This is a genomic window from Patulibacter sp. SYSU D01012 (assembly GCF_017916475.1).
Lineage (GTDB): Bacteria > Actinomycetota > Thermoleophilia > Solirubrobacterales > Solirubrobacteraceae > Patulibacter.
Genome location: NZ_JAFMTB010000001.1, coordinates 1,304,089 through 1,322,121, shown reverse-complemented (window position 1 = coordinate 1,322,121; position 18,033 = coordinate 1,304,089). Strand labels below are relative to the sequence as shown.

The following is an 18,033-nucleotide window of genomic DNA, read 5'->3' as shown; positions in this document are numbered from 1 at the left end:
AGTCAATCGGGATCGTAGCGACCACCGCCCGGGCGTCGCAAACCCCGGGGCCGCCCGGGCCGGGGTCAGCGCCCGCCGGCCCCGCGGCGGGTGCGGGCCAGCTCGCGGCGCAGGACGTGCCCGTGGACGGCGCCGACGAGCTGCCGCAGCGGCTCCGCGGCCCCGAGCATCAGCTCGACCGCCCGGTCCGGCGGGACGTCCCGGTCGACCATGCGGTGCAGGAAGGTGCCGGCCTCCTCGCGCACGAGCGGCTCGAGGGCCTCGACGTAGCGGAGCGCATCGTAGACGGTGAAGCCCAGCTCCTCGCCGAAGCCGGTGCGCCGGAAGGCCATGAACGCCTCGACGATGCGGACCTCGTCCGGGTCGTAGCCGCCGGCGCCGTCGCCGATCACGCGCAGCTCGGCGAACTTGTCGAGCGCGTCCTCGGGCACCCCGGTCCGGGCGACGAGGTCGGCCCGATCGGTGGCCGCGGCCTGCTCGGTGCGTGAGAGCGCTTGGTCGATGATGGCGTCGCGGCGGTCGACGAGGTCGCGGGCGCGCTCCTCCCCCTGCTCCTCGAGCAGCTCGCGGATCGCGCGCAGGGGCATGAAGCGCTCCTCCTGCAGCCGCTTGATCAGGCGGATCCGCTCGACGAAGGCCGGCGGGTACCAGGCCATGTTGCGCGACGTGCGGACGACCTCGCCCGCCCCGGGGGCGCCCTCGAGCAGCCCCTCGCGCAGGTAGTGCTTGACGGTCGCGGGGCTGACCTCGGCGCGCTCGGCCAGGTCGCCCATCTTCAGCAGGCCCGAGACGTCGGCGGCGGCGCTCACGCGGGGACCCCCGCGATCGCGCCGGCCGCGCGCAGCGCGGCGATGCGGGCGTCGTCCAGCCCCGCCTCGCGCAGCAGCTCGTCCGTGTGCTCGCCGAGGGACGGCGCCGGGCGACGGTGCGGGTCGCCCGGCGTGGCGGAGAGCTTGACCGGCACGCCGAGCGTCCGGACGGGCGCAGCCGCGCCGGGCTGTCGCAGCTCCACGACCATCTCGCGCTCGCGGACGAGCTCGGACTCCAGCGCCTCGTCCAGCTCCCACACCGGCTCCACGCACGCGTCGCGCTCGGCGCCGAACGCCGCCCACTCGGCGCGGGTGCGCGCGGCGGCGATCGCGACGACCTCGGCGTGGGCGTCCGATCCGGGCGGGTCGAACTGGTGCGGGATCAGGTCCTCGCGGCCGACGCCCGTGCAGAACGCGTGCCAGAACTTCGGCTCGAGCGCCCCGATCGTGATGTACCCGTCCGCGCACGCGTAGGGCCGGTAGCAGAGGTGCGCGCCGGTGAGGATGGTCTCGCCGCGCCGCGGGGCGCCGCCCTGCAGGGCCATGGCGGCGTCCATCGCGGTGAGGGCGAGCGCGCCGTCCGTCATGGAGACGTCGACGTGCTGCCCCTCGCCCGTGCGCTCGGCGTGGCGCAGCGCGGCCAGGATGCCGGCGACGGCCATGAGCGCGCCGCCGCCCAGGTCGGCGACCTGCACGCCGCCGTTGACGGGCTCGCCGCCGCGCACGCCGTTGAGCGCCAGCACGCCGTTCAGCCCCAGGTAGTTCAGGTCGTGGCCCGGGCGGTCCTTCAGCGGCCCGGTCTGCCCGAACCCGGTGATGGCGCAGACGACGATCCGCGGGTTGCGCGCCCGCAGCGCCTCGAAGCCGACGCCCAGGCGGTCGAGGACCCCGGGGCGGAAGGACTCGAGCACGACGTCCGCGGTGTCGGCGAGCGCCAGGAACGCCTCGCGCCCCGCGTCCTGCTTCAGGTCCAGCCGCACCGACCGCTTGTTGCGGTTGAGCGCCAGGAACGGCGCCGACTTGGCGGAGTCCTCCACGCCCTCGACGTACGGCGGCGTCATCCGCACGTAGTCGCCCGGGCCGGTGTCCTCGACCTTGACCACGTCGGCGCCCAGGTCGGCGAGCACGAGGCTGGCGAACGGACCGGGCAGCAGACGGGAGAGGTCGAGGACGCGGACGCCGTCGAGGGGCAGCGGGCTCATGGACGTCGACGGTACTACGTTCCGCGAGTGAGAGGTGCTACTTCTCATTCTTGGCCGCACGCCGCGCGACGCGGCGCGAGCCGGAAGGCGGGCGGGGCGCCGGGCGGGCGGGGCCGTGCGGGCCGGTGCGCGCGGAGGACCTCGGTGACGACACGCGGGCCTCTCGCCCGTCGCCGGAGGGTCCGGCGCCTGCGGGCGCCAGCCGTCGCCCGCCCGGACCTCGGGGACGCCGGGGCGGGACGCTGCGGCCGCGTCGTGGAGAAGTGAGACGCCGCCGGCCGACCCCCCAGCCCCTGACGGCGCGGTGCCGTGGGCCGGCGCCGGGGCCGCTCGACGCGTGGACGGCCGGGCCGGCGTCGGGGTGGCGCGCCTGGGCCGCGCGGGACGACGGGGGACCGACCCGTACGGACACATCGGGTCCCGCTCGGGGCCCGCGCGCCGGCCCGGGGCGCGAGCCCCTGCCCCGGGGCCGGGCCGCGGTGGCGGGGCGGCGGGTCGTGCGCGTCCGGGCAGGCGCCTATCGCCCGGCCCCCGGCTCCGGGGGCGCCACGGGCGAGCCTCCAGACCACGTCGGCCCCGTGGGGCCGACGGCGCGTCCGCAGCCCCCGGCGGGTTTCCAGAACTCACCGTAAGACGACGACCTCGCCGTGGACGTGATCTTCAGGGAGCACGCGTTATGCCGTCGCGGCACGCGGTCCGAGGACGCGCGGGCGCGGGCGGGGACGCTGGCCCGGATTCTGTCCCCTGGCCGCGCGGCCAGTCGGCCCGTGCCCCGCGTCGGGACGCGGCCCTGGTCCGCCCGCGGGTGCGTCGGGCGGGGGCGCGCCGGCGCGGGGCGCCGTCGGCGGCGCGTGACCGCCGCCCGGGGGCCGCGCGGACGGTCACGGGGCGCCGGCCGCGGGGCGTCGGGGAGCACCCTCCCCCACGCGCCGGACGGAACCGCCGTCGCGGGGCGACGCCCCGACGGCGTCCCGGCCCACGGCGCGATGGCGCCGTCGGGCGGCCCCGGAGACGGGCAGGGCGGTCGCCGAGGCCCCCGCGGTCCGGCCGCGGCGTGCCGCCCCCGACGTGCGGCGAAGCGAGACGCCGCCGAACCGTCGCACCGTGCGCCGTCCGAACCGTCCGCCCTCGGCGCGCGCGGGCGCGTCGGGACAGCCGGTCCGGCCGCCGCTCGTGGTCGGCACGGGCCCCCGATCTGGGGGTGGGCGCGCCCCGGCCGGGCGCCGGCGCACCCACGGGACGCGGCTGAACCTGCACGACCTGCAGCCGGCGAGGATCGGCGGCGGGGGCCGCGCGAGGTGCCGCGGCCGCGTGGGTGCGAGGGCCACAGGCCGGGTGCCCGCGGGGGCCGGCGGGGGCGCCCGCGACCGCACCGCCGCCCGCGCCCGGGCGCGGCGTCGCGTGCGGCCCCGTGCTCGCACGGCTCCTCGCGGGGTCGCGCGGGCGGGCGTCCGGCCGCGTTGGTGCCCGTTCCCCCGCGAGGGGCGGCGGGGGCGTCGGTGCCCGCTCCGGCGGGCGCGGAGGTGCCGGCGCGGCCGGGGGACCGCGCGCGCCGCTGGTCGGCCGCGCGCGGGCGGGGCCGGTCGCCCCACCGCGCGTCCGCGGGCGGGTCCGGTCGCCCCGTCGCGCGCGGGTCCGGTCGCGCCGCCGCGCCGCCGCGCGCGGCACCGGCCGCGGGACCGGCCGCCCCGCCGGGGGCGCCGCCGGCCGCGACGCCGGGTCGACGGCGGCGGCGCCGACGGGTCCGCGGGTCGACCGCGCGCGCCCCCGGCCGCGCGCCCGCCCGCGGGACCGTCCGGGCCGCCGGAGGCCCGGGCGCGGCGGCGGGCGCACGGGCGCGTCGACGACGGTGCGATCGACGGGGAGACCGCGCGCCCGACGAACCGGTCGGCCCGTCGGGCGGGTGGCCGCCCCGCCGACGGCTCGCGGGGCCGGTCGGTCGTCCGGCGGGGCGACGGCCCGGCGGCGGCCGGGGTCGACCGGTCGGGCGGTCGGCCGCTCCCCCGGGGGACCGGCGGACCGGGGCCGTGCGCGAGCGGCCGGCCGGTGCCGCGCACGACGGACCGCGGGACCGAGCCCGGGGCGGCACGGTGCGCCGCAGGCGAGGGTGATCGCCCGGGGGCGAGGACGCACGGCCCCCCGGTCGCGGGTCCGACCCCGCGGCGGCGCGGCCGCACGCTCGACCGCCCGCGCCGCCGGCCGAGCCCGCGGCGGGTCTCCCGCCCGGCCGGCCGCGGGGCCGGGTGCGGGGCCGGGCGCCCGGACGTCGGCGCGGACGGGGGTCCGGGCCGCCGGGTGGCGGGGCGCCCGGTCGGGCGGCCGGGCTGGCGGCCGCGCCGCCGGCCGGAGCACCGGCCGCGACATCGCGCGATCCGCGGGAAGGAGACCCGCGCGCGAGGGCGAACACCCAGGCGAGCGCGGGACGGATCGACCGGTCCGTCCCCCACCCCGCCGCACCACCGCACGACCATGAGGACGCACCGATGACCCGCGTGATCGCCGTCGCCAACCAGAAGGGCGGCGCCGGCAAGAGCACCGTGACCGTCAACCTCGCCGTCGCGCTGGGCCAGGCCGGCCGCCGGGTCCTCGTCGTCGACGTCGACCCGCAGTTCGACACGACGGCGATGCTCGGCTACGCCCCCGAGGACGCACCGCACACGCTGGCCGACGTCTTCCTCGGCGAGTCCGAGGCCGACGACGCGCTGCTGACCGACGCCGCGCCCGGCGTCGACCTGCTCGCCGGAGACAGCCGCATGGCCGACGTCGAGCTGACGCTCGTCTCGCAGGTGCGCCGCGAGGAGTTCCTGGCGGAGGCGCTGACCGAGATCCTGCCCCGGTACGACTACCTCGTCCTGGACTGCCCGCCCAACCTGGGCCTGCTGACGGTCAACGCGTTCGTCGCCGCGGACGAGGTCCTCGTCCCCGTGTCGATGATCGACCGCAACGCGTACAAGGGCGCGGCGACGCTGCTCTCGACGCTCGACACGCTCCGTCGGCGCCGCGTCGACGTCCGCACGCTCGGGCTGCTGCGCAACAACGTCGATCCGCGCCGCAACACGTTCCAGACGCTCGACGAGGCGCTGCCCGAGCTGGACGCCCCGCTGCTGCAGGCGCAGATCCCGATGCGCTCGAGCTTCCACGACGCGACGACCGAGGGCATCCCCCTCGTGCTGCGCAAGCCCGACGGCCGCGCCGCCCAGGCGTTCCGCGAGCTCGCCGCCGAGATCGAGGCGACGGACGCGCGCCCCCGCAAGACGACCGACAAGACCATGGTGGAGGTGGCGTGATGGCGCGCCTGAAGCTGTCCCCCAGCGGCCTCCGCAGCCCGCTGGACCTGACGACCGTCCGCGTCGACGCCCCCGCGGACGTCGCACCCGCCGAGGACGCCGCCCCGCGCGCCGCCCGCCTGCAGGCCGTGCCCGAGCCCGCGCGCCCGGCCGCGGCCGTCGCGCCGACGCCGGCCGCGGCGCCGAAGGCGGTCGCGCCCGAGGCCCCCGCGCCGAAGGCCGCCGCGCCCGGGGTCGACGCCGATCGCACCGCCGAGGCCGCTCCGGCCGACGCGCCCGCCGCCCCGTCGGCGCCCGCTGCCGCCGAGACGTCCGCCACCGCGGCGCGCACCGGCGACGCCGTCGTGGCGCCGGACACGGCAGAGGCGCCCGCCGCCGAGGCCGCCGAGGCCGCCGAGGCCGCCGAGGCGACGGAGGAGCCCGCGGCCCCGGAGGCCGTCGCCGCCCCGTCGCCCGTCGACACCGACGACCTGCCCGCGTGGGCCGCCGACCTGGCGCCCGAGACCCTCGCGCCCGAGCGCCTGCTCGGCCGCCCGAAGCAGACGGCGCTCATCCTCGACCAGGGCCTGTCGGACCGCGCGGACGACCTCGTCGCGCGCACGGGCCCGCGGGTGACGTTCGCCGCGATCGTCACGGCGGTCCTGCACTTCCACCTGCCCGCCGACGGACAGGCCGCCGCGAAGGCGATCGGCGGCTACCGCCGGCGCCAGCTCGAGACGCTCGAGCGGCCCTGGCAGGAGCGCAACGCCCGCCTGCCCGAGCCGCTCCGCGCCGAGCTCGACGCGGTCGTCGCCGGCGCCACCGGCAAGGTCGCGGCCGTCCGTCGCTCGACGCTCGTCAACGCGCTGCTCGACGCGCACCTGCCGGACACCGCCGACGACGCCGCCCGCCTCGTCACGCGGATGGAGATGGTCCGCGGCGGCGCCTTCCTCGCCTAGCCGATGACCGAGATCGCCGAGACGCGCACCGTCGAGCTGCCCACGACGGACGGCCCGATGGCCCTGTACGAGGCGCGTCCCGACGACACGCCGCGCGGCGCCGTCGTCGTCCTGCAGGAGGCGTTCGGCGTCAACGACCACGTCGAGGACGTCTGCCGGCGCTTCGCCGCCGAGGGCTTCCTGGCGGTCGCGCCGGCGCTCTTCCACCGCACCGGCGCCCCGCGCCTGGGGTACGACGACTTCGCGGCCGCCCGGCCGCACATGGAGGCGCTGACGAACCGAGGCCTCGAGGAGGACCTGGAGGAGACGCTCGAGCACCTGCGGCGCGTGCGCTTCAAGGACCACGACATCGCGACCGTCGGCTTCTGCATGGGCGGCACGGTGTCGCTGATCGCGGGCGCCCGCTACGCGCTGGGGGCGTCCGTGACGTTCTACGGCGGCGGGATCGCCGAGGGCCGCTTCGGCGAGCCGCCGCTGCGCGAGCTCGCCCCCGAGCTGAAGACGCCGTGGCTGGGCTTCTTCGGCGACGAGGACACGGGGATCCCCGTCGAGCAGGTCGAGGACCTGCGCCAGGCCGCCGCCCGCGCCGAGGTCGCCACCGAGGTCGTGCGCTACCCCGAGGCCGGGCACGGCTTCCACTGCGACGCCCGCGCCAGCTACCACGCGGCGTCGGCACAGGACGCGTGGGCGCGGACGGTCGCCTTCCTCGGCGACCGCCTGCGCGGCTGATCGATCACCGTCATCCGGCGCATGACGACCCGAGCGGCCGGGGGTACGGTCCGCGTCATGGTCTCCCGTTCCCTCCTCGCCGGCGCCCTGACGACCGCGGCCCTCGCGGCCGTCCCGCTCGTCGGCGCCGCTCCCGCCGCGGCCGCCACGAAGGACTGCGGCACGATCACCGCCCGCGGCGTGCGCGTCCACGTGCTCGTCACGGCCGGCTCGTTCCGCTGCTCCTCCTCGCGCAGCCTGTACCGCAAGTACTTCCGCGTCGTGAGCCCGAAGTCGACGCCCCGCGGCGTCCGCACGATCCGTCAGGCCGGCACGCGCTTCCGCTGCCAGGCGACGCGGACGGGCTCGGTCCCCTTCGCGTGCTTCGGGCCGGGCTACAAGCCCACCGTGGCCGCCGACCCGGCCTGACCGCCCGCCCCGCCGCTCGCGGCCGCCGGCCGCGACCTGCGGTCGACGGCCGCCGCCGACCCGCCCGGCGCGGCCCGGCGGTCGACCCGGCGCGGTAGGCGCACCGGCCGCGCGGGTACCGTCGCCGCATGCCCGGCCGCCGCCGCTCGCCGGGGCCGTCCGGCCCCCGCCTGTTCGTCGCGCTCGACCCGCCCGACGACGTCCGGGGCGCCCTCGCGGCGTGGGGCCGGGCGCAGCGTCGCGCGGTCCCGGGGCTGCGGCTCGTCCCGCCCGAGCACCTGCACGTGACGCTCGCGTTCCTCGGCCCGCGCGACCCGGGCGAGGTCGCCCCGATCGCCGGCGCCGTCGTCGGCGCGGCCGAGACGCACGGGGCGCTCGGCCTGGCGCTCGGCGCGCCGCTGTGGCTCCCCCCGCGCCGGCCGCGGGTGCTGGCCGTCGAGCTGCACGACGAGCGCGGCGACCTGCGAGCGCTGCAGGCGGTCGCCGACGCGCTCGGGGCCGCCGTCGGCTGGTCCGCGGACCGCGGCTTCCGCCCCCACGTCACCGTGGCGCGGCTGCGCCCCGACGCGGCCCCGCGCGATCGCGCGCTCGACCCGACGCCGCAGGTGGCGTTCGACGGCGCCGCGGTGACGCTGTACCGGTCGTTCCTGGAGCCGGCGGGCGCGCGGTACGTCCCCGTCGAGCGCGTCGCGCTCGGCTGAGGCCGCGGTCCGTCCCGCGCTCCCCGCAGGCCGCGCGACGGCGTCCGCGGCCGGGGCGTCGCCGACCCGCGCGCGCAGGTGGCCGCGTGCCGGCCCTAGCGCCGCCGGAGGGAGCGCCACTCGTCGAGCGTGGCCCGCTCCCGCGCGTCGGCCGCCCCGCCGTGGTGGTCCATCAGGTCGTGCGGCGCGTCGGAGCACCACACGTGCGGATGGCGGTCGAGCCAGCGCTCCGCGTCCTTGGCGCCCTCCGCGATCAGCAGCTCGACGAACCGCTCGTCGAAGAGCAGGAAGCTCAGGAGCTCGCCGCGCGACCGGGAGCGTCCGCCGCCGAGCAGCCGCGAGACCACGGGCAGGTCGGGGTGCCGCCAGCCCTTCAGCCCGGAGTACCGCTCCTCGAACACCTGGTCGGCGAGCTCCGCGATCCGGCCGCGCTTCTCGGGCGCGACGAGGACGTACGGGATGCGGCGGTACGCCGGCTTGCCGCGCGCTAGGCGCTCGGTGCGCGCGGCCTGGTTGGCCACCCCCAGGCCGCTGCCCTCGACCATGAAGGCGTTGATCGCGGCGAGCCGGTGCAGGTCGTCGGCGACCTGGTCGACGAGCAGGCCGCTGAGGACGTTGGCGCCGACGTCCGACATCCGCGGCGCGCGCAGCGGCCCCGGCACGGGCGCCCGGGCGGCGAACGGCTCGAAGCCGATGACGATGACGCGGTCGGCGCCCAGGGCGAGCGTCGGCGCGATCGGGGCGTTCAGGCGCACGCCGCCGTCGATGTAGGCGTCCGCGGCCTCGGCGGGCTCGGTCACCTCGACGGGCGGGAACAGCAGCGGGATCGCCGCGCTCGCGCGCACGTGGTCCGGCAGCAGGCGGTCCACCCCCACGTAGCGCAGGTCGTCCGCCGCGCGGCTGGTCGGGACCCGCCCCGCGGTGTGGACGAAGCCCACGGCGCCGCCGCCCGAGAGCGCCGTGGCGACGACGCACAGCGCGTCGAAGCGCCGGCTGTCGACGTTGTGGCGCAGCGCGTCCCAGTCGATCCAGCGCTCGAGCGACGCCGCCAGCGGCGACGGGTCCATGAGCCCCGCGACGCGGACGCCCGGCACGTCGAGCAGCTCGCCCGCCAGCCGCAGGCCCGTCTTCACGAGGGACGGGCCGATGACCGACCGGATCACGTCGTGCTTGCGCATCCCCCGCCACGTGTCGAGGGCCAGCGCGATCTGCTCGTCGAGCGGCAGGTGGGCGGTGGACGCCAGGAAGGCGGCGTTGATGGCCCCGACCGACGTGCCGCACGCGATCGAGATCCGCTCGCCGCGGGCCTGCAGCGCGGGCGCCAGGACCGAGAGCGCCCCGGCCTCGTAGGCGCCGCGGGCGCCGCCGCCCGGCAGCACCGCGCCGATCCGCGGGCCGGCCGAGCCGCCGCGGTCGCGCGCGTCGAACGCCGCGATCTGGTGCCGGGCGTGGCCGTTGCGGCCGTTCCGCGCGCCGCCGGTGCCGGGGAGGTCGTCCATCTCCCCCCAGGTTGTCGGCCGCCGGGCGCGGCACCGTTGGCCCGGCGGACAAGAAGGCGATGGGCGGGGCGCCGCGGGGGACGGCGCGGCGCCCGACGCCGTCCGCCGTCCGGCGGGGCCCGCGAGGTGGCCGGTTGCCGGGGGGCGGGCCCGCTACGGTCACGCCATGACGGCCCGCTCCGTGATCGCCCATCGCGGGTCCTCGCACGCCCTCCCGGACAACAGCCCCCAGGCGTTCGAGCAGGCGATCGCCGACGGCGCCGACATGATCGAGTTCGACGTCCGCCGCACCCGCGACGGCGTCCTGGTCTGCCATCACGACCCGGACGTCGACGGCCGGCCGGTCGCGGAGCTGTCCGCCGACGAGCTCGCCGCCGCCCTCGGCCCGCACGCCTGCACCCTCGACGCCGTGGTGCAGCTCGCCGCCGGCCGGATCGGCCTGGACGTGGAGCTGAAGGAGGACGTCGGCGTCGAGGAGGCGGTCGCGGCGGTGCGTCGCCGCTTTCCGGCCGGCGAGGTCGTCTTCACGTCCTTCCTGCCCGACGTCGTTCGCCGAGTGCGGGCGGCGTGGCCGGCGGTCCGGACGGGCCTCCTCGTCGACGCGCAGACGCCGGACCTGGCCACGGCGGTCCGCCGGGCACGCGCCTGCGGTGCGACGGCGGTCGCGCCGGAGCTGGCGGTGCTGGACGCCAGCCCGCCGGACGACGCACCCGCGGAGGGCCACCTGCCGACGTACGTGTGGACCGTCGACGACGCCGGGACGCTCGAGCGCCTCCTCCGGGATCCCCGCGTGACGGGCGTGATCACGAACGTGCCCCGCCGCGCCCTCGCGATCCGGGACGCGCGATGACCGGTCGGCCGTGGCCGCTCGACGGCACCGCGCGCGACCCGCGGCATCACCGCGTCCTGCACCTCTTCTCGGCGCGCTGGAGCTACCCGGCCGACGCCACGGCCGGAAGGCCGCACGAGACGCCGGCGCCCTGGGCGACGGCCGAGGCGCTGCGGAAGGTCGCGGCGTCGCACCAGGGATGGTCCTTCGCGGACGGGTTCGCGGGGCTCGGACACCTCGAGCGGCAGTACGCCCGGGTTCGGGACCGCATGCCGCAGGTCGTCGGCGAGTCGATCCCCGTCGAGATCCCCGGCGCGTCGTCGCCCGACGACGGTCCGAGCCACGTGTTCCTCGTCCGCCTGGCGGACGGGCAGCTCAGCGTGTGCCTGAGCCAGTGCCTCGGGAGTCCGCTCGACGAGCTCCCGGCCGTGCTCATCGCGACGCTCGACGGCGGACCGCAGCTCGCGATGCGCGTCGCGGGGCAGCCGGGGGTCACGACGTTCCAGGAGGCGGTCCACCACGCGGTCTCCACGATTCCGCCGCTGCGCGACGCCACCCACGACGACCGCAGCCCGCGGCTGCTCATCGGCTCCGAGCTGCACACGATGCTGTTCGTCCGGGAGGGCGACGAGGACGCGCTGCAGGCCGACGACGGCGTGCTCGTGCGCCGCCTGCTCGGCCGCGTGGCCGACGACGTCACGTCGCTGCGCGACGACGCCATCGTCCGTCCCGGCGAGTTCAACCGCTTCGCCGGGCACGTCGGGGCCATCCGCCCGGGGGCGAGCCTGCTGGCGGGGCACGCGGAGCCGGTGTGCCGCAACGCCCTGACCTCGGCGGCCCTGCTCGTCGGCGCCGCGTCGCTGCTTCGCGAGGTGCGCGACGAGGCGTACGCCATCCTGGGCGACGTCAACGAGGACCTCGCCGTCCCGCGGCACCGGTGGTCGGCGACCGGGAGCGACCCGTTCCAGGCGCAGCACGCGCGGCTGGCGATGATCGACATCACCGTGGCGTTCCAGATCGAGACGCATCTGGACATCCGGCGGGTCGTCTCGGACGCCTACCTCGTGGCGTTCCACGACGGGCTCGCCGGCGCCCTGGACATCCCCCGCAGCGTCCAGGCCACGCACGACACGACGGCGCGGCTCGAGTCGGCGATCGTCGCGGCGTCGACGCGCCTGACGACCCGGAACGCGTTCGTCATCAGCCTGCTGACGGCATCGGCGTTCGCGCTGGCCGCCCTCGTGCTGCAGGTCATCGCGACCTAGCGCGGCCGGGCGGCGTCAGCGCGGCGCCGTCACTGCTTCTTCGCGATGGCGTCGGCCAGCTCGCCCTTGTCCATCTTCGAGCGCCCCTCCACGTCGAGCCTCTTGGCCCGCTCGTAGAGCTCCTCCTTCGTGTTGCCGACCGCGTCGACGCCGCCGTGCGTGCCCTCGCCGCCCTTCTTGTTCCGGGCGTCCGGGTCCTTCGCGCGCTCGTCCGAGGGGCCGGGCTCGTCCTTGGCGACCCACTTGTCGCCCCGCTTCTCGTGCGTGTGCTTCAGCGCGGAGTAGGCGACGCGGTTGGCGCGCTCGGCGTCGTCGTACTCGTCCTCGGCGGCGTCGTGCGCCTTCGCGAACGTCCGCTGCGCCTTGGCCGACGAGTTCTGCACCGGCCGCGGCAGCTCGCTCTGCTTCGGCTGGCCGTTCTTGCCCATCTTCGGCACGGGATCCTCCTTCGTCGCGGGTGCCTCGCTCCGCCCGTACCCGGGCGCGGGGAGGAGGAACCGGGCTTCGTCGCGGCGCGTGCCTCGGGGCGCCAGCGGGCGCCGGGCGCGGCGACGCGGCCGGGCGCCGGGCGAGACCACCCGACGCTCGGCCCGCCGCACCCCCTCACCCCCAGCGCAGCGCGGGCGTGCGCAGCGGCGCGTCCCAGAAGGCGAGCGTCTCGTCGTCCAACGGCACCAGGGTGACGATCGCGCCGGCCTGGTCGAGCGACGTGACGAGATCGCCCGTGAGAATGCGCGCCGGCGTGAGGCCGTGGTCGTCGCGAAGGGTGGCGAGGACGCCGCGGAGCAGCACGTGCAGCTCGAGCGGCGGGGTGCCGCCCAGGCCGCTGACCTGCAGCAGCAGCGGCGCCTCGGTCGCCGCCGGCAGCTCGGGCAGGAGCGGGGCGACGAGCTGCCGGGCGATCTCGTCGGCCGGGACGCGCGGCTCGCGGGGGCGGCCCGGCTCGCCGTGGATCCCGACGCCCAGCTCCATCTCGTCGCCGTGGAGCGCCACGCCGAAGGACCGGCCGGCGTCGGCGACCCGCTGCGCGAGCGCACGGACGTCCTCGAGCGGCCGGCCCGCTGCGGCGGCCGCGCCGGCGATGCGCTCGACCGCGACGGTGGCACCCGTGCCGCGGCGGCCGACGGCGGCGTCGGCGTCGAGCGCCACGTCGTCGGCGACGATCACCGTCGCGCTGCGGATGCCGTCGTCGGCCAGCAGCTCGGCGGCCAGGCGGAAGTTCAGGACGTCGCCCGTGTACTGCTTGACGACGAAGAGCACGCCGCCCTCCCCCGCCACCGCGTGTGCCGCCGCGGCGATCTGGGCGGAGGACGGCGAGGTGAAGACGGCGCCCGGGCAGGCGGCGTCGAGCATGCCGGGGCCGACGAAGCTGGCGTGCAGCGGCTCGTGGCCGGCACCGCCGCCCGAGACGATCGCCACGCGGTCGCCGGCCGGGCCGTCGCGGCGCACCACGGCGCGGTGGCCGTCGAGCCACGCCAGCGTCTCGGCGTGCGCCGAAACGAGGCCGTCGAGCGCCTCGTCGACCAGGTCGTGCGGGTCGTTGACGAAGCCGCCGTCGGTCGGCGCCGCGTCGTCCTCGTCCTGCGTCGCGTCGGGCCCGCCGCGAAGCGCGTCCCAGGCGGGGACGTCATCGGCGTCCTGCAGCCGGCGGACCGTGGCGGCCACCGCGGTGGCGCCGGCGTCGGGCTCGCCCTTCGAGCGCTCACCGGCGTACGAGGACCGGCCGACGCGGGCGGTCATCTCGCGGGTGGACGCGGCGCCGTCCGCGGCGGCGGCGACCGGGTCCTGGCCCGCGTCGAGCGCGTCGGCGAGCGGGGCGAGGGCGTCGAGGAACGTCTTGTCGCCCGGCCGCGCGCCGCCGAGGTCGGTGACCCCGTCGACCGCGGCGCGCACGGCGGCCGCGATCTGCGCGGCGGTCAGGTCGTCCTCGCCGGCGTCGTGCAGGGCGCGCGCGGCGCGGAGCAGGCCGATGCCGACGAACGCGCCGGAGCTGCCGCCCATCGCGGCGCTCATCCGCTCCGACGCGGCCCGGAGGACCGCGGCGACGGTGCCGGACGGCGGGTCGGCGGCGAGCGCCCGGACGCCGCGGCCGAGGGTCGACCCGAAGTCGCCGTCGCCGGTGACCGCGTCGAGGCGGTCGAGCTCGACGACGTCCTCGCGCGCGGTCTGGGCGAGGGCGCGCAGCAGCAGGTCGGCCTGGGTGGCGGCGGTCATGGGGCCTCCGGTGGGGGTCGCGGGGTGGCAGGCCGACTCTGGCAGACGGCGAGGCAGTACCGTGGCCGCGTGCCCGCGCCGCTCTTCCGCCTCGTCTGCCCGCCGTCCGCGCTCACCGGCCCGCCCGCCGGCTGGGCCGTCGACCTGCTGCGCGACGGCGAGGTCGCGGTGGCCGTCGGCGACGAGGGCCTGGACGCGCTCGACGAGCTGGCGCGCACCCTCGGCGTCACGGCCGTGCCGGTGCTGCGCCGCGGCGCCGACGACGCGGCGCGCGAGGCGAACGTCCGCGAGCACGCCGGCGCGCTCGCCCTCGTCTGGATCGCCCCGAGCTTCAGCGACGACGCCCGCGCGTGGGCGACGGCGCGCGGCCCGATGACGCTGCTGGTCGAGGCGGACGGCGCGCTGCCCGAGGACGAGCGGCGGCGGATCGGCCGCTTCGTCGCGATCCTGGGCGGCCAGGCGGCGTAGGAGGCCGGCGGGTCCGGCGCGCCGGGTCGCGGGCGTCAGGCGGCCGCCGGGGCGTCCGCCCCCAGGCGGGCCCGCCGGACGAGCAGCGCGAACGTCGTCAGCGCAAGGGCGACGATGATCGCGGAGAAGATCTCGCCGGCGGCCTGCAGGTCGGTCAGGACGGTGAGCACGCCGACGCCGACGACCGGCAGCGAGATCGCGACGTAGGCGATCACGAAGTACGTCGAGACGACCTCGCCGCGTCGCGCCGCCGGCGCCGCGAGCGTCACGGCCGTCAGCCCCGCGCGGAACGAGAGGCCCTGCCCGATCCCCGAGATCAGCCCGCCGACGACCAGCAGCGGCAGCGAGGTGGCCGCGACGCTCGTCCCGATCAGCGCGATCCCGGCCGCGAGCAGCAGCACGCCGGCGCGCTGGGACAGGTGGCTCGGCACCAGCGCGAGAGCGACCTGCCCGACGGCCGAGAAGAGGAAGACGCCGAAGATGACCAGGCCGACGATCACGCGGTGGTGGACGCCGAGCAGCTGCGTCATCACCGACGGCGCGACCGACGTGAAGAGCCCGAACACCGCGAAGCCGGCGAACGCCCCCATCGCGGCGGGGACGAAGACGCCGCGCACCTCGGCGGGCACCCCGGGCCGCTGCGGGCGCAGGCGCGGGCGCTCCGCCCGCCGGCCCGGCTCCGGCAGGACCGCAAGGGCGACGACCAGCAGCACGACGAGCGCCAGGTCGACCGCGTACGTCACCCGCAGCGGCGCGCCGAACGCCTCGGACAGCGCCCCCGCGACGAGCGGCCCGGCGCCGAGGCCGACCATGTTCACGAACGTGGCGACGAGCGCGCCGCGGGCACGGTGCTGCGGCGGGGAGAGCTCGAGCAGCGTGGCGGTGGCCGAGCCGGTGAAGATCCCGGCGGAGAGCCCGGAGAGCACGCGGCCGACGAACAGCGGCCCGGTGCTCTGGGCCAGCAGGAAGACGACCGCGCTGGCGGCCGAGAACGCCAGGCCGCCGAGCAGGATCGGCTTGCGCCCGACCTGGTCGGACAGGTGCCCGAAGAGCAGCAGCGCGGCGATGACCCCGCCGGCGTAGACCGCGAAGATCACGGTGACGAGGAACGCCGAGAACCCGAACGCCTCGCGGTACAGCCCGTAGAGCGGCGCGGGCAGCGTGGTGCCGAGCATCGTGACCGCGAACGCGGCCGCCACCACGACGAAGGCGAGCGTTCGGCGAGGTGGGGCGGCGTCGGACGACATCCTCCGATCGTCGCAACCGCGGGGTGCCGGTCGCTTGGGGCAGGCGACTGCGGCGGGCGACGAGCGGCCGGCTCCGGTGGGCGGGGCGGGGCGCTGCCCGGGGGCGCTTCCCGCCCCGCGGGGCTCAGAAGGCGGCGGCGTCGTTCGGGTACGCCACGGCCGCCGACACGCGCCCGCCCGCGCCGCGGGCGACGGCCACCGGGACGGGAGCGCGGTCGGTGGCGGGGTCGGCGAGGTAGAGCGTAGTCCGCGCCCGCCGGCCGTCGTCGCTCGCGCGCTCGTAGGCGATGCGGCCGTCCGCGAGGCGCCCGAGCACCGAGGCCTGCCCGCGCAGCGTCGAACCCTGGGGGACCGCCGTCCCGTCCGCCGTGAGCACGCCCGCCCGGAGGGTCTGGCGCCGGCCGGTCAGGCGGACCGTCATGGTCGCGACCGCCCCGTCGGCGGCCTCCCCCGCCACGATGGTGCTCGTGTCCCTGCCGGCCAGGCCGGTGGCGAGCGTACGGACGGTGCCGTCCGGCGCGCGCAGGCGGGCCGTGAGCGTCTGGGGTCCGCCGTCGTCGAGCGAGCGGAACGTGGCCGACGTCCACGCGAGTCCGGCGCGCGTCCACGTCGGCGGGTAGGGCAGCGTGGTGCGCGTGCGGCGTTCGATGACGGTGCTGCGGTCGGACGCGAGGTCGATCATCACGAGATCACCGGGCTCCTCGGTCGTGCCGCGTCGGCGCACGTACGCCACCGCCGTGCCGTCGGGCGACCAGGTGGCGCCGAACTCGTCGGCGTTGTCCTGGCGCAGCGGGCGGCAGCGGGTCAGGGCGTCGCACAGCCGCAGGTCGCGATCGCCGACGAACAGCAGCCTCCGCCCGTCGGGCGCCCAGCGGACCAGCTCGTAGTAGCCGCTGCCGCCGCCCAGCCGCGCCGCCGGCCCGCCGTCGGCGACGGGGACGGTCCACAGGTGCGCGCCCGCGACGACGGCGAGCCGACGGCCGTCGCGGCTGAGCGTCAGGCCGTCGCGCGAGGCGATCGGCGCCCGCAGCCGCGCGACGGTGCGGCGCGCGCCAGCCGCATCGATCACCCGGACGCGCCGGCCCTCGGTGTAGGCGGCGACGGCCGGGGCCCCGGGGGCCGCGGTCGTCGCCGTCAGCTCGGCCGGCGCCGCCGTCGCCGCCGTCGCCGCCGTCGCCGCCGTCGCGGAGGCGAGCACCGACGCGGCACTCCCGGCGGCGACGAGGATGACGCGACCGCGGCGCCGCGACGCAGCCCGGTGGACGGAAGGGATGAGGGACGGGGAGACACGCACCCGACGAGCGTAGTCGCGGGGCGGACGCGGTGAGACGCGGGACCGGGCCGGGGCGGAGGACTCGTCGCTCGGGCGGCTGACGCGCCACCCGGGCCGAAACGCGCCACCCGGACGGCAGATGCGCCACCCGGACGGCAGACGCGCCACCCGGACCGCGGGTCACCCCGCGAGCGCCGCCTCGGTCCACCGCTGCAGGACGCCGCGCAGGCCGACGTAGCCGATCTCGCGCTCCGACCCCGGCGGGGGCGCGGCCACGCCGATCAGGTCGGTGCGGGCGATCGCTTCGCGCGTGCGCTCGGCGGCGCGGGCGGGCGACGTCCACGTGATCGACGGACCGACCTGGCCGTGCCCGGCGAGGTAGTCGATCAGCCCGTCGAGCTCGGTGACGAGCAGGATGTCCGCGATGACGCCGTCGGCGCCGCCGTCGACGATCGGCACCAGCGTCACGCCGCCGTACGGGTCGGCGATCTGCAGGAGCAGCAGCGTCAGCTCGCGTCCGTGGACCGTCCAGCGCAGCTCGCCGCCGTGCGCGGGGCGGCGCTCGCGCGCGGCCGTCCACCAGGGCGGCTCGCGGCGTCCGCGGTCGGCCAGGCGCGTGGCGGCGCCGGCGAGCTCGTCCGTCCACCCGCCACCGGCGCCCGCCTGCAGGCACCGCAGCGCGGCGAGCGCCCGGTCGTCGCCCAGCTGCTCCAGGTGCGCGGCGTAGGAGCGGGCGACGAGCGCCTCCGACGCCCGCATTCCCTGGTCGCGCTCCGCCCCGGGCGCCCACCAGATCCCGGCGACGTCCGAGCCGAGCAGCTCGGCGCCGAGCGGATCGTCGACCTCGGGCACCACGTCGAGCAGCCGCTCCAGGCTGCCGTGGACGATGGCGGTGACGGCGTCGACCTTCCAGGCCGCCTCACTCGGCGGGGCGTCGGGAAGGCGGGGCTCGGCGGGACGGGGGCGCGGCGAGGTGCTCATGGCGAGACTGTCGCCGCGCGGGCTGTGCCCGATCGAGGCGGCGATCGTGCCGGGAGCGCGACGGGCGGGTGCCGAACCAGCGACGCCGCCGAACCGGCGTTGCCGCCGGCCCCGCCCCCACGCCCGGGTGCGCGCCCGCGCCCGGCCCGGCCCGGCCCGGGCGGTGGGCGCCCCGGCCTGCCG

Annotated in this window: 16 protein-coding genes; 8 read left to right on the top strand and 8 right to left on the bottom strand. The window is 78.2% G+C overall.

The window, feature by feature from the left end; genetic code table 11:
• Nucleotides 1-65: 65 nt before the first annotated feature.
• Nucleotides 66-809 (bottom strand): MerR family transcriptional regulator, encoded by a 744-nt coding sequence (locus J3P29_RS05995; RefSeq protein WP_210492119.1) that lies wholly within the window; start codon nt 807-809, stop codon nt 66-68.
• Nucleotides 806-2,011: a CoA transferase gene (locus J3P29_RS05990; protein ID WP_210492118.1), complete on the bottom strand. Its 1,206-nt coding sequence runs from the start codon at nt 2,009-2,011 to the stop codon at nt 806-808. The genes J3P29_RS05995 and J3P29_RS05990 overlap by 4 nt, the downstream gene beginning before the upstream one ends.
• A 2,483-nt stretch (nt 2,012-4,494) precedes the next feature.
• Here J3P29_RS05990 and J3P29_RS05985 point away from each other — a divergent pair.
• The 5 genes from J3P29_RS05985 (at nt 4,495) to thpR (ending at nt 8,074) form a co-directional block, all read left to right on the top strand.
• Nucleotides 4,495-5,298, top strand: a complete 804-nt coding sequence (locus tag J3P29_RS05985) for a ParA family protein (protein ID WP_210492117.1) — start codon at nt 4,495-4,497, stop codon at nt 5,296-5,298.
• Entirely contained in the window at nt 5,298-6,236 is a 939-nt protein-coding gene (locus J3P29_RS05980) for a hypothetical protein (RefSeq protein WP_210492116.1), read from the top strand. The genes J3P29_RS05985 and J3P29_RS05980 overlap by 1 nt, the downstream gene beginning before the upstream one ends.
• Nucleotides 6,237-6,239: 3 nt before the next feature.
• Complete coding sequence (locus J3P29_RS05975; protein ID WP_210492115.1) at nt 6,240-6,965, top strand: dienelactone hydrolase family protein; 726 nt, start codon at nt 6,240-6,242, stop codon at nt 6,963-6,965.
• Between the two features lie 57 nt (nt 6,966-7,022).
• Nucleotides 7,023-7,373, top strand: a complete 351-nt coding sequence (locus tag J3P29_RS05970) for a hypothetical protein (RefSeq protein WP_210492114.1) — start codon at nt 7,023-7,025, stop codon at nt 7,371-7,373.
• A gap of 128 nt (nt 7,374-7,501) precedes the next feature.
• Nucleotides 7,502-8,074 carry an RNA 2',3'-cyclic phosphodiesterase gene (gene thpR, locus J3P29_RS05965; protein WP_210492113.1) on the top strand — a complete coding sequence of 191 codons (573 nt, stop codon included), beginning with the start codon at nt 7,502-7,504 and terminating at the stop codon, nt 8,072-8,074.
• Between the two features lie 95 nt (nt 8,075-8,169).
• Here the strand turns inward: thpR and J3P29_RS05960 are convergent, their stop codons facing one another.
• On the bottom strand, nt 8,170-9,573 hold the full coding sequence (locus J3P29_RS05960; RefSeq protein ID WP_210492112.1) for a patatin-like phospholipase family protein: 1,404 nt from the start codon (nt 9,571-9,573) through the stop codon (nt 8,170-8,172).
• Nucleotides 9,574-9,739: 166 nt separating this feature from the next.
• On the opposite strand from J3P29_RS05960, the gene J3P29_RS05955 reads away from it, so the two are divergent.
• Nucleotides 9,740-10,423 (top strand): glycerophosphodiester phosphodiesterase, encoded by a 684-nt coding sequence (locus tag J3P29_RS05955; protein WP_210492111.1) that lies wholly within the window; start codon nt 9,740-9,742, stop codon nt 10,421-10,423.
• Nucleotides 10,420-11,667: a hypothetical protein gene (locus J3P29_RS05950; RefSeq protein ID WP_210492110.1), complete on the top strand. Its 1,248-nt coding sequence runs from the start codon at nt 10,420-10,422 to the stop codon at nt 11,665-11,667. Before J3P29_RS05955 ends, J3P29_RS05950 begins: the two co-directional genes overlap by 4 nt.
• Before the next feature lie 29 nt (nt 11,668-11,696).
• On the opposite strand, the gene J3P29_RS05945 is transcribed toward J3P29_RS05950, so the two are convergent.
• Both J3P29_RS05945 and J3P29_RS05940 read right to left on the bottom strand, forming a co-directional pair.
• Entirely contained in the window at nt 11,697-12,095 is a 399-nt protein-coding gene (locus tag J3P29_RS05945) for a ChaB family protein (protein ID WP_246851731.1), read from the bottom strand.
• A 175-nt stretch (nt 12,096-12,270) separates the two neighbouring features.
• Complete coding sequence (locus J3P29_RS05940) at nt 12,271-13,881, bottom strand: dihydroxyacetone kinase subunit DhaK (protein ID WP_246851431.1); 1,611 nt, start codon at nt 13,879-13,881, stop codon at nt 12,271-12,273.
• Nucleotides 13,882-13,950: 69 nt separating this feature from the next.
• Between J3P29_RS05940 and J3P29_RS05935 the strand changes: the two genes are divergently transcribed.
• Entirely contained in the window at nt 13,951-14,349 is a 399-nt protein-coding gene (locus J3P29_RS05935; protein WP_210492108.1) for a hypothetical protein, read from the top strand.
• Between the two features lie 35 nt (nt 14,350-14,384).
• Here J3P29_RS05935 and J3P29_RS05930 read toward each other — a convergent pair whose 3' ends face one another.
• The 3 genes from J3P29_RS05930 to J3P29_RS05920 form a co-directional block, all read right to left on the bottom strand.
• Entirely contained in the window at nt 14,385-15,596 is a 1,212-nt protein-coding gene (locus J3P29_RS05930; protein ID WP_210492107.1) for an MFS transporter, read from the bottom strand.
• A 124-nt stretch (nt 15,597-15,720) separates the two neighbouring features.
• Nucleotides 15,721-16,794: a PD40 domain-containing protein gene (locus tag J3P29_RS05925; protein WP_210492106.1), complete on the bottom strand. Its 1,074-nt coding sequence runs from the start codon at nt 16,792-16,794 to the stop codon at nt 15,721-15,723.
• 255 nt (nt 16,795-17,049) lie between these two features.
• Complete coding sequence (locus J3P29_RS05920; RefSeq protein WP_210492105.1) at nt 17,050-17,850, bottom strand: hypothetical protein; 801 nt, start codon at nt 17,848-17,850, stop codon at nt 17,050-17,052.
• Nucleotides 17,851-18,033 lie beyond the last annotated feature (183 nt).